Origin of the sequence: Marinomonas communis (assembly GCF_004363305.1) — a bacterium.
Taxonomy (GTDB): domain Bacteria; phylum Pseudomonadota; class Gammaproteobacteria; order Pseudomonadales; family Marinomonadaceae; genus Marinomonas; species Marinomonas communis.
This window is the reverse complement of record NZ_SNZA01000004.1, coordinates 450,532-461,746: the sequence shown is the minus strand read 5'-3', so window position 1 is coordinate 461,746 and position 11,215 is coordinate 450,532. Positions and strand designations below refer to the sequence as shown.

Annotated in this window: 9 protein-coding genes and 1 rRNA gene; 3 read left to right on the top strand and 7 right to left on the bottom strand. The window is 46.2% G+C overall.

Annotated elements, in window-relative coordinates:
- A 5S ribosomal RNA gene (gene rrf / locus C8D85_RS13690) occupies window positions 1-93 on the top strand; the annotation flags it as partial.
- A 177-nt stretch (window positions 94-270) separates the two neighbouring features.
- Here rrf and C8D85_RS13685 read toward each other — a convergent pair.
- Window positions 271-1,974: a protein adenylyltransferase SelO gene (locus tag C8D85_RS13685; RefSeq protein ID WP_133563651.1), complete on the bottom strand. Its 1,704-nt coding sequence runs from the start codon at window positions 1,972-1,974 to the stop codon at window positions 271-273.
- Between the two features lie 203 nt (window positions 1,975-2,177).
- Here C8D85_RS13685 and C8D85_RS13680 point away from each other — a divergent pair, with 203 nt between their 5' ends.
- Window positions 2,178-3,482 (top strand): MFS transporter, encoded by a 1,305-nt coding sequence (locus tag C8D85_RS13680; protein WP_133563648.1) that lies wholly within the window; start codon window positions 2,178-2,180, stop codon window positions 3,480-3,482.
- Window positions 3,483-3,486: 4 nt separating this feature from the next.
- On the opposite strand, the gene C8D85_RS13675 is transcribed toward C8D85_RS13680, so the two are convergent.
- The 6 genes from C8D85_RS13675 to gap all read right to left on the bottom strand — a co-directional run bounded on the left by C8D85_RS13675 (window position 3,487) and on the right by gap (window position 8,910).
- On the bottom strand, window positions 3,487-3,960 hold the full coding sequence (locus tag C8D85_RS13675; protein ID WP_133563646.1) for an Lrp/AsnC family transcriptional regulator: 474 nt from the start codon (window positions 3,958-3,960) through the stop codon (window positions 3,487-3,489).
- A 184-nt stretch (window positions 3,961-4,144) separates the two neighbouring features.
- Window positions 4,145-5,215, bottom strand: coding sequence for a 5-(carboxyamino)imidazole ribonucleotide synthase (purK, locus tag C8D85_RS13670; protein ID WP_133563644.1), 1,071 nt, complete (start codon window positions 5,213-5,215; stop codon window positions 4,145-4,147).
- Window positions 5,216-5,218: 3 nt separating this feature from the next.
- The gene (purE, locus tag C8D85_RS13665; protein ID WP_133563642.1) at window positions 5,219-5,710 is read right to left on the bottom strand and encodes a 5-(carboxyamino)imidazole ribonucleotide mutase; all 492 of its coding nucleotides are present in this window, start codon (window positions 5,708-5,710) and stop codon (window positions 5,219-5,221) included.
- 204 nt (window positions 5,711-5,914) lie between these two features.
- Window positions 5,915-6,370: a methylglyoxal synthase gene (locus C8D85_RS13660; RefSeq protein WP_133563640.1), complete on the bottom strand. Its 456-nt coding sequence runs from the start codon at window positions 6,368-6,370 to the stop codon at window positions 5,915-5,917.
- The gene (gene pyk, locus C8D85_RS13655; protein WP_133563638.1) at window positions 6,370-7,815 is read right to left on the bottom strand and encodes a pyruvate kinase; all 1,446 of its coding nucleotides are present in this window, start codon (window positions 7,813-7,815) and stop codon (window positions 6,370-6,372) included. The genes C8D85_RS13660 and pyk overlap by 1 nt, the downstream gene beginning before the upstream one ends.
- An 81-nt stretch (window positions 7,816-7,896) precedes the next feature.
- Window positions 7,897-8,910 (bottom strand): type I glyceraldehyde-3-phosphate dehydrogenase, encoded by a 1,014-nt coding sequence (gene gap, locus C8D85_RS13650; RefSeq protein ID WP_133563636.1) that lies wholly within the window; start codon window positions 8,908-8,910, stop codon window positions 7,897-7,899.
- A 376-nt stretch (window positions 8,911-9,286) separates the two neighbouring features.
- On the opposite strand from gap, the gene edd reads away from it, so the two are divergent.
- A complete protein-coding gene (gene edd, locus C8D85_RS13645) occupies window positions 9,287-11,101 on the top strand; it encodes a phosphogluconate dehydratase (RefSeq protein WP_133563700.1) in 1,815 nt (604 codons plus the stop codon).
- Window positions 11,102-11,215 lie beyond the last annotated feature (114 nt).

Below are 11,215 nucleotides of genomic sequence, written 5' to 3'. Positions count from 1 at the left end.
AACCACCTGATCCCATCCCGAACTCAGAAGTGAAAAGCGCCATCGCCGATGGTAGTGTGGGAGATCCCATGTGAGAGTAGGTCGTCGTCAAGCTTCTAATTAAGAAGCCCTGATCGCTAGCGCGGTCAGGGCTTTTTTACGTCCGTCGAAAATGTCTCGCCTTGATCCCCCGATAGCAACCTTAGCTAAGGGGGCAGATCCCTAGACTGACTGCAGTGATCGGAAACTGATGTACGTACAGGGATCTGACCCCTGAGGTTTCGCAGGAAGTTACGAAGAGCAGCTGTAATGGCTAACGCCGCCCATCCTGTAAAACTCTTCTGGGCGAAGTCGATAGTACTTATCTTCTACCTCTTGTGATTGTTCTTGATAAGGGTTGTTAAGGACTTTTTGTAACTCTTTAATCAGGGCATAGTTACCTTGTTCTGCTTGTTGATAAGCAGGAACGATAAGCCATTCGCGCCAAGTGTATTTAGGGTTTACTTGCTTCATCGCTTTGCTGACGCTGTCTTGCTGTTCGTCAGCATTTATGGCGATGCGCCATTGATTCAACCAATGCTGCCATTGGGTTAATTGCTCTTCGGTTGGCTCTATATAGAAGGTACTGCATAAAGCTGAGGCGTCTTTTGGCACATGCGATAACTCACGGAAGAACATATTGAAATCAGCACGTGTACTGACCATTAATTTCAATAATTGTAGTACAAGCTCTGAGTCGTATTGTGCAAGGCCTAGTTTAAGAGCCCACATGCTCTCAACTTTCAGCTCCATCATATGAATAAATCCATTGCGGATTTGCAACAATTCCTCATGGGCTTTTGGCTCGTCCTGCAACAATGGTTCCAGAGACTTGCAAAACATGCTGAAGTTTTGCTGTGCAGCCAAGGGCTGGTTTAAAAAAGAGAAGTGGCGTCCACCACCTGTCCAAGGTTGGAATGTGGGATCAAACATTTCGCAGAAGCCAAATGGGCCATAATCTAGTGTGTAGCCGCCAGCTGGGCAGTTATCACCATTAAAGTTGCCTTGGCAGTACCCTACTCGAATCCAGTTGGCGACCAATGAGCTTAGGCGCTCGCGGAATAATTCTGCAAGCTGGATCAGTTGTTTAGAAAAAGACAACGCTAGATCGATTTCACCTTTATACTCTCTATCGATCAGGTGTTGTACTATCATTTCAAGCTCTTTTAACGCATTGGGATGCTCGTTAGTTCGTGCTCTACGTGCAAATAGTTCGAGCTGACCAACACGTATAAACGACGGTGCTACTCGCGTTGAAATCGCTACAGGATTAGACACCATAATTTCTGGGTCAGTAGACTGTGAGCCTTCGTGATACCAAGGGCGATGTACCTGTTCAGTTTTCGAAACAAATAGGCTAAGAGAGCGGGATGTTGGAATACCCAAGGCATGCATGGCTTCTTGCGCAAGAAATTCTCGTACGCTTGAACGAAGAACAGCGCGACCATCACCACCACGGCAGTAAGGTGTACGCCCGCCGCCTTTTAACTGCATTTCCCAACGTTTACCTTTAAATACCCCTTCAAATATGGACATGGCACGCCCATCACCATACCCGTTTCCCGTTCTGAAAGGGCACTGCTGAGTGTACTCTGTGCCGTAAATAGATAATGCGTAACCTGTTGCCCAACCTGATTTCAACATCGGTGCTGGAGCGTTTAACAGGTCCCCAGAAAAGACTTCTTGAAATGTTTCTGTGAGTGCTAAGGCATCATCTAAACCGAGCTCTTCAAAGAGTGTATTGCTGTGAGCAACGTACTCGAAGCCTGGCAAAGGCGTAGGTTTTACTGGTACATAGTGCCCTGAGAAGACTTGTCTCGGATGATGCTCGTTGCCATCTGAATCGCTTTCTGGGTCAGCGTTAAGTGAATCCACTAGAGAATAGTCAGCTAGCTTAGCAAAGCCTTTCATCGTCGTGACTTTAGGATTGAGGTCGCTGCTGTTGTCATGTGCCATGTTGGGATCTTCTCTTGAATTAGTGATAAGCGGATTCGACTGACTTTCAATAAATTGTATTTATGCTAAGACTTGATGGATAGTCCTACTTAAACTTTCTTACCCTGAACCTCATTACTTTAAGATTAGCTGCGCAATTAATTAAACTGTTTCTATAAAATAGTACGTACGTTATAAAGTCGTGAAAATAAGGATTTCGGTGAATGAGTCGTCAATCATGGGTAGTGAGTCTGTATAACTGGGTGGTGAAGTCAGACGAAAAAAAGGATGAAGACAAGCCTTCTGTAGCAAGGAATTTTATTCGCTTAATTACGGCTCAGTTTTTGACTAATACGGGTGATGCAATCGTTAACCCTAAGGTGACTCTTCCTTGGCTGTTGCAGTCGGTTGGGGCACCAACATTCTTAGTGGCTTGGCTGGTGCCAATTCGAGAATCAGGTTCGCTATTACCTCAGTTATTCATTGCCAGTGCTATGCGCCGCTTAACCATACGTAAGTGGGTGTGGGTAGTAGGAAGTGTTATTCAGGCTTTGTCTTTGTTGTTGATGGCTCTCGTTGCCAGTTCACTTGAGGGCTATATTGCAGGCATTAGTATCATATTGTTGCTGGCGTGCTTTAGCTTAGCTCGTGGACTTAATTCTGTTGCGACAAAAGATATCTTAGGTAAAACCATCCCTAAGTCAGAGCGAGGCCAAGTGACAGGGCTGTCTGCTAGTGCAGCAGGTCTAGTAACGATCGGGATTGGCTTCATGATGGCTCTTAGCTATGCCTACGATTGGCAGACATCGTCTTACTTTATTTGGGGGTTGATTGCCGGTGCAGTACTTTGGTTGTTATCTGCACTTATCTTTTCTAGGGTTGATGAGCCTAAAGGGGAGGCGGACGACACGGACTTCAGTGTGATGCGCTCCTTGTCTCAGTTATCACTGCTAATATCTGATAAGGAGTTTCGCCATTTCGTTATAACACGAGCGTGTTTCTTAGGAACCGCTTTAGCGGCACCTTATTACGTTCTGTTAGCTGAGGAGAGAATTGGTGACTCGATTTGGGTGTTAGCCATGTTTATGGTAATCAGTGGCTTAGCAGGCCTCGTCTCAGGGCCTTTTTGGGGGCGCTTTTCTGATGTCTCAAGCCGTAAAGTTCTGATCTTAGCATCGAGTTTAGGGGCGCTGACAAGTATTGCTCTTTTTGCTATCGCCCAGTGGCTACCGGAAGCGCTTGCGAGCTTTTGGTTATTACCAGGCTTGTATTTTTTGCTGACAGTTTTCCACCAAGGTATTCGTGTTGGTCGTAAAACCTATCTAGTTGATATGGCTGAGGGAAATAAGCGTACTAGCTTCGTAGCGGTAGGAAATACGGCAATAGGGATGATGCTGTTAGTATTCAGTTTGATTGGCTTGCTAAGTGAAGTGGTGACTCTGGATATGCTGATTTTTATTTATGCTCTAATCACGATCGTTGGAGTATTAATGGCAATGCGTTTACCAGAGGTATCTAAGCGCTCATGAGCGCTTAGTTTGGTAGGGGGACAGACGTGCAGTACTTGATTTTGTTTAATGCAAGAGTTGAGCTGACATCTCGTACACCTTCCATGTTTGAAAGCTCATCACTTAGAAAGTCTGATAAGGCTGTTAGGTCCTGTGCAATGACTCTAAGCCAATAGTCACAATGCCCCGTCACAGAATAGCACTCTTGTACTGTTTCCATTGTTGCGACCCGTTCTTGGAAGTTCTTTCGAGCCAGGCTGTTGCCTTTGTCTAAGGTGATCGAAACGAATGCTGTGACTTGATAGCCTAGTTCTGTGCTGTTTAAGCGAGTGCTATATGCTTCAATCAAGTGGCTTTGTTCTAAGCGTTGTAAACGTCTAGAGCACTGCGATGGCGATAGGTTGACCTGTTCGGATAAGGCAACATTGGATAGGCGAGCATTAGTCTGGAGCGCTTTAAGTAGCTTCCAGTCATAGGAGTCGAGTTCTAAGTGGTTCATTCAAGGTTCCTTAGAATACCGCTTGGCATATTTAGTTTTAAGTTAGTTATCGAGCCAAGTCTGTATGTTATATCCTATGGTATTCTCATGAATAAACAAGCACATTGCTTGCTTTTTTAGGGGAATAAAAGCAGAAAAGTGCAATGCCATATAAAAAGGCTGCATATAGCAGCCTTTTTCGCAATTAACCTGTAGGTAGGCTTTCGCTCAACCAAGCCAGTGCTTGGTCATAAGGCTCTGGCATGGAGCTCAATGACTTGAGAATCGACTGCAGCTGTTCGAGATCTCCTGAACAAGCATTCAGGTGGCCCACTTTACGGCCTGGGCGTACCTCTTTACGGTACCAGTAAAGCTCTAGACCCTTGATGGAAAGCCAGTTGTAGTCAACGTCAACACCGATTAAGTTCACCATCATGCTCTGGTTTTTTACTTCAGCAGGAGCTAAAGGTAAACCCGCTACGGCACGGATATGGTTTTCGAACTGGTCAACACTTGCACCAGCTTGAGTCCAGTGACCACTGTTGTGAACACGTGGAGCCAATTCGTTGATCAATAGTTTGTCGCCGCAACGGAAACATTCCATTGCCATCACACCGACGTAATCAAGCGCGTCCATTAGCTTACCAAGCATGCCTTCAGCTTGCTCTTGAAGGTGCTCAAGGCGCTGCAGAGGTGAAATGGATGCGTACAGAATGCCGTTAATGTGTAGGTTTAGGGTAAGTGGGTAAAAGTATTTTTCACCGTTTTTACCACGTACACCCACAACTGATACTTCTTCATCAAAGTTGATGGCTTGCTCAGCAATCGCTAGGCCTTTCCAGTCGTCTGGGATTTCAGTGCCTTCAGATTGCTTTAGCCAGTATTGACCTTTGCCATCGTAGCCACCACGGCGGCGCTTCATCAATACGCGCTCACCTAAGGTTTGATAAGCCTTCTCAGCCGTTGAGTCATCTTCAACAGGGAACCAAGGTGCTGTGGCTAGGCCCAGTTTATCGATCCACTGCTTTTGTGTCAGACGATCGGCTAACTGTGGGAACGTTTTCAAGTTGACGAAGTTCGGATGGGCTGCAAGCTGCTTCGTTGCAGCCGTTTCAGGCCAGTCTTCACGCTCTGCTGTGACGATGTCATCTGCTTGCAGTGGAAGCGTTTCATCGGTTTCAATATCAACAGGTTTAACGTCTAAGCCAAGTGGGTTGGCTGCCTGTTTAAGCATGGCGCCAAGTTGACCTGCGCCGAGTACCCAAATAGATGACATGGATTAAGCCTCGCGTGGATCTGGGTTAGAAAGAACCGTATCTGTCTGCTCGTTGCGGAACGCTTCAATACGCTCTGCAAGCTCTGCATCTTCATTTGCAAGGATTTGACAAGCTAATAGGCCGGCGTTGAAAGCACCCGCTGTACCAATGGCTAGCGTGCCTACCGCTACACCTTTTGGCATTTGAGCAATCGATAGCAAGCTATCCATGCCGTTTAATGCTTTACTTTGAACTGGAACACCTAACACAGGAAGGCGAGTGTGTGCCGCAACCATACCTGGTAGGTGAGCTGCGCCGCCAGCACCGCCAATGATCACCTTAAAACCACGTTCAACTGCGCTTTCAGAAAACTCTGCTAGCTTAACCGGTGTACGGTGTGCTGATACCACTTCAACATGGTACGCAACGCCTAGTTTATCCATGATTTCAGCGGCTGCTTCCATGGTTGCCCAGTCACTTTTAGATCCCATAATAAGGGCTACTTTCGCTTGCAAAATTGTTCTCCTGCGCTGTTCTCCAACGGGTATGAGGGGATATGTCGGAGTTTGATTTCAAGTCTTCAAGGGAGCTGTATTCAACTCCTGCAAATAGGGGCGATAATATAGCCGATTTTCGTCGAAACCGCGAGTTGAGGGAGTGCCTAGAGGCGACTTTTTTATTTTAGAAAAGTGCCGTGTCTGAAATGAAAAAGGCGAGACTTAAAGTCTCGCCTTTAAATAACTATCGTAATCTGGAATTTGTTTCTCAAATGGCTCATCAAACAGTGGTGAGCTGATTAAGAAGTTTGCCGACGATACACTACAAGCAATGGGAATGTTCCACACAGCGGCTACGCGTAAGAGCGCTTTAATGTCCGGATCATGGGGCATTGGCTCAAATGGATCCCAGAAGAAGATTAAGATATCGATCTTGCCTTCTGCAATCATACCGCCAAGTTGTTGATCACCACCTAATGGGCCGCTGATTAAAGCGTTTACAGGGACGCCTAATTGCTTTTGCAAAAGGTTACCGGTAGTGCCTGTTGCCATGAGTTCATGCTTGATCAGCTTATCTTTATGCTGCACAGCCCAAGTGGTCAACTCAGGCTTCATGTTGTCATGTGCAACAAGGGCAACGCGTTTGCGCGCTGCCGTTGTAACCGTCTTCTTATCCATTACGCAACCGCGCCGACTTCAACCACTTTGATCATGTTAGTCGTGCCGTGTGAAACAAGGTGGTCACCTTTGGTCACGATTACTAGGTCGCCGTCTTTAACGAAGCCTAATGATTTCACTTTATTCACTAGACCTGAAATGATGGTGTCAATGTTGTGCTCTTGAGAAGAGAACGCAACGGGTGTCACACCACGGTATAGTGCTGTTTTGTTCAATGTTTCTTGGTTTGGTGACAATGCGTAGATTGGCAAACCAGATGAAATACGTGATAACAACAGTGGTGTTGTACCTGAAGCGGTTAAACTAATGATCGCTTTTACGCCTTCAAGGTGGTTAGCTGCGTACATTGCTGACATAGCAATCGTTTCAGAGATTGACGTGAATGTCACATCAAGACGGTGCTTTGAACGCATCACTGAAGGATGTTTCTCTGCGCCAAGACAGACACTGTCCATCTTTTTAACCACTTCTTCAGGGAAAGAACCAGCAGCGGTTTCTGCCGATAGCATAACGGCATCAGTGCCATCTAGAACAGCGTTGGCAACGTCGAACACTTCTGCACGAGTTGGCATTGCTTGTGTGATCATGGTTTCCATCATCTGAGTTGCAGTGATCACAGGACGGTTAAGTTGACGACAGCGCTTGATCATGTGTTTTTGTACACCGATCAACTCAGCGTCACCGATCTCAACGCCTAGGTCGCCACGAGCCACCATGACCGCGTCAGAAGCTAGGATAATGGCATCTAGTGTTTCGTTGTCAGCCACCGCTTCAGCACGCTCAACTTTAGCTACGATACCTGTTTCAAGACCTGCTGCTTTAGCCAGCTCACGAGCTTCTTCAAGATCTGCTGCACTACGCGGGAAAGAAACCGCTAGGTAATCTGCTTTTAAGGCTGCTGCCGTTTTGATGTCTTCTTTGTCCTTGTCGGTCAACGCCGCTGCAGACAGGCCGCCACCTTGACGGTTGATGCCTTTGTTATTGGACAGCGCGCCACCAACGATGACTTTAGTGTGAACTTCCATACCGATCACTTCAGTGACTTCCAGCACAACACGGCCATCATCAAGAAGCAGTACGTTGCCCGGAGAAGAGTCTTCTGCAAGTTGAGGGTAGTCGATACCGACACGCGTTTCATCGCCTGCGTTCTTGTCGAAGCCCACGTCTAGGATAAACTTCGCGCCTTCTTGTAGCGTTACTTTTGTATCCTTAAAACGAGCGATACGAATTTTTGGACCTTGAAGGTCTCCAAGAATAGCAACATGACGCTTATTTTTTGCCGCCATTTCACGCACGACATTAGCGCGATTGATGTGATCTTCAGGTTGGCCGTGTGAGAAGTTCAAACGAAAAACGTTTGCTCCAGCCAAAATAAGTTTCTCAATCATCTCTGGTGAGCTAGAGGATGGTCCTAATGTGGCAACGATCTTTGTTCTGCGGGTCATATCTATTCCAAAAAAGTGATAATGCGTCAGGGAAGTATAAGAGATGAAAAAGGCTGCGTCAGCAGCCTTTTGGATTTAGTCTTACTTGGCGTTCATCAAAGCGATGGTGTTATCCAGCATTCGGTTTGAGAAGCCCCACTCGTTATCATACCAAGCCATGACTTTAACAAGCTTTCCTTGTACGCGAGTTTGTGTCGCATCAAAGTTAGAAGTGTAAGTACTGTGGTTAAAGTCAGAAGACACTAGTGGCTCATTGTTAACACACAATACTTGTGCCAACACTGGATCTGCCGCAATGGCGTCTTCGATGATTTGGTTAACTTCTTCAGCCGTTGTTTCACGCGGTGCTTGGAATGTTAAATCTACTAAAGACACGTTAATCGTTGGTACGCGCACGGCCATGCCATCAAACTTGCCAGCAAGTTCAGGAACCACTAGGCCTACAGCCGCTGCCGCGCCCGTTTTAGTTGGGATCATGTTCATTGCCGCAGCGCGAGCACGGTACAAATCAGAGTGGTAAACATCTGATAGACGCTGATCGTTAGTGTAAGCATGAATGGTCGTCATCAAACCACTTTCGATGCCAAGCTTATCGTTAAGCGGCTTCGCGATTGGAGCAAGACAGTTCGTGGTACAAGAAGCGTTTGAGATCACTGTCATGTCTGACGTTAGAACATCTTGGTTAACACCGTAAACAACTGTTGCATCTACTTCTTTACCAGGTGCAGAGATAATGACTTTCTTTGCGCCAGCAGTAATGTGAGCACCTGCTGTTTCTTTGGTAGTGAAGAAGCCAGTACACTCGTAAACCACATCAACGCCTAGATCCGCCCAAGGCAGTTTTGCTGGGTCGCGCTCAGAGAACGTTAGGATTTTATCTTCGTTGATGTATAGCGCTTCGGCGTCAAAATTCACATCCGCATTGAAACGTCCGTGAACTGTGTCATATTTAGTTAAGTGAGAGTTGATTTTAGAATCACCAAGGTCGTTAATGGCTACAACTTGGATCTGGTCACGTTTTCCTGACTCGTAAAGTGCTCGAAGTACGTTGCGTCCGATACGTCCATAACCGTTAATAGCTACCTTAATCGTCATATCTCACTCCTAATATTCGAAGATAAAGTCTGTCCTAAGGAATTAGTGTAGGACAGAATTCTTTCAATGTTATTGTAAAAACACTACAAAAATAAAAATCCTCAATGACTGAATCTACCAAGAGAGTGCTGTATGTGCAAAAAACATACGGCATTTTGTAATGTTCTGTCATTTAGCCTGTTATAGGGCTCTATTCTAAAGAAAAAAAAGCGTATTGGTAATATTTTTTGGTAAATTTATTACATAAATGTGCTTTATGGCGAATTTTAGTCTTGTTTGTTGGTTTTAAATTCTTAAAATGTAGTAAAATTACATAAAACGGCTCTGGTTCCTTAGGCGAACTGATAGTTAGCCAGAGTCCAAGCGGAGAGAGATGATGAACCCTATTGTGGAAAAAGTGACCCAAGCCATTATTGAACGTAGTAAACCACTACGTTCTCAATATTTAGCGGATATGCAGCAGGCTGAGTTAAAAGGTCCACACCGTGGTTCGTTGTCATGTGGCAACTTGGCCCACGGCTTTGCAGCATGTCAGCCTCAGGAAAAGCAAAAGCTTAAGCTGATGGATGAAGCCAACATCGGTATCGTTACTTCCTACAACGATATGTTGTCCGCTCACAAACCTTACGAAACCTACCCAGATATCATTCGTAGTGCTGTTGCTGAAATGGGCTCTGTGGCACAAGTGGCTGGGGCTGTGCCAGCTATGTGTGATGGTGTGACACAAGGCCAAGAAGGCATGGAGTTATCGCTTTTTAGCCGTGACAACATTGCTCAAGGTGCGGCCATTGCTCTGTCCCACAATATGTTTGATGCAGCGCTTTTCTTAGGTATCTGCGACAAAATCGTTCCAGGATTATTGATCGCCGCATTACGTTTCGGTCATTTACCTTGTTTATTTGTCCCTGCTGGTCCGATGCCATCAGGTATTACCAACGCGCAAAAAGCCGCGGTTCGCCAGCGTTTTGCGAAAGGCGAAGCCAGCCGTGATGAGCTACTTGAGGCAGAATCAGCTTCATACCACAGTGCTGGTACTTGTACTTTCTACGGTACAGCTAACTCTAACCAATTATTGGTTGAAATGATGGGGCTGCAACTACCAGGGTCTTCTTTTGTCAATCCTGATAGCCCAATGCGAGATGCGTTAACGCGCTACACAGCACAATTGGCCACCAAAACAACGGCACTCGGCAAAGATTACCGACCAATCTATAAAGTGATTGATGAGCGTTCCATTGTGAATGCCATGGTCGGTTTGTTGGCAACAGGTGGTTCAACAAATCACACCATGCACATTGTTGCGTTTGCTCGTGCGGCGGGCATCGTGATCAACTGGCAAGATTTCTCAGAGCTGTCAAAGGTTGTGCCATTGTTGACACGTATCTACCCGAATGGGCAAGCAGACATTAACCATTTCCAAGCCGCAGGCGGTATGGCTTTCCTAACTAAGCAGCTATTGAAAGGTGGCTTAGTACACGAAGACGTTAATACCATTGTGGGTCATGGCCTAACGCATTACACCAAAGAGCCTTTCATGGAAGGTGACCAGCTAGTATGGCGTGATGGTGTGGAAGCCAGTTTAGACGATGAAGTCGTTCGATCCATTGATAACCCATTTAGCAAAGAGGGTGGTTTGTCTTTGTTAGAAGGCAACCTCGGCCGTGCGGTGATTAAGGTTTCAGCAGTAAAAGAAGAGAACCGCGTGATCGAAGCGCCTGCTGCTGTTTTCCACGATCAAAATGATTTGGCTGAAGCGATTCGTACTGGTGAATTGAAGCGTGACTGTGTTGCAGTAGTACGTTACCAAGGCCCGAAAGCCATTGGTATGCCAGAACTACACAAGTTGACGCCTTTCCTTGGCAACTTGCAGGACCAAGGCTACAAAGTAGCACTTGTTACCGATGGGCGTATGTCTGGTGCCTCTGGTAAGGTTCCTGCAGCTATTCACTTAACTCCTGAGGCATTAGCTGGCGGTCTTATTGGCAAAATCCAGGATGGTGACTTGGTTCGCTTAGATGCGAACAAAGGCACGTTATCAGTATTAGTAAGCGATGCTGAACTGGCTAAACGTGAGCAAGCTAGCTGTGATCTGACGGCTTCCCATCAAGGAATGGGGCGTGAGATGTTTGCTGGATATCGCATGCTAGTTAATGGCGCTGAGCAGGGCGCTTGTTCACTCTTCCCCGAGTAACAGATTTCTCTGACTACTAACGTTTGTTAGTAATGGTGTTTAGGCCTCCTTTTGGAGGCCTTTTTTTGGTCTCTAGAAAGAGGTTTTAGTTACTAGAGTATGAATGAATAGTCG

Coding starts and splice junctions, on each gene's coding strand:
- C8D85_RS13685 (WP_133563651.1), bottom strand. CDS start 1,974: ATGGCACATGACAACAGCAGCGACCTCAATCCTAAAGTCACGACGATG.
- C8D85_RS13675 (WP_133563646.1), bottom strand. CDS start 3,960: ATGAACCACTTAGAACTCGACTCCTATGACTGGAAGCTACTTAAAGCG.
- purK (WP_133563644.1), bottom strand. CDS start 5,215: ATGTCATCTATTTGGGTACTCGGCGCAGGTCAACTTGGCGCCATGCTT.
- C8D85_RS13660 (WP_133563640.1), bottom strand. CDS start 6,370: ATGGATAAGAAGACGGTTACAACGGCAGCGCGCAAACGCGTTGCCCTT.
- pyk (WP_133563638.1), bottom strand. CDS start 7,815: ATGACCCGCAGAACAAAGATCGTTGCCACATTAGGACCATCCTCTAGC.
- edd (WP_133563700.1), top strand. CDS start 9,287: ATGAACCCTATTGTGGAAAAAGTGACCCAAGCCATTATTGAACGTAGT.
- C8D85_RS13680 (WP_133563648.1), top strand. CDS start 2,178: ATGAGTCGTCAATCATGGGTAGTGAGTCTGTATAACTGGGTGGTGAAG.
- gap (WP_133563636.1), bottom strand. CDS start 8,910: ATGACGATTAAGGTAGCTATTAACGGTTATGGACGTATCGGACGCAAC.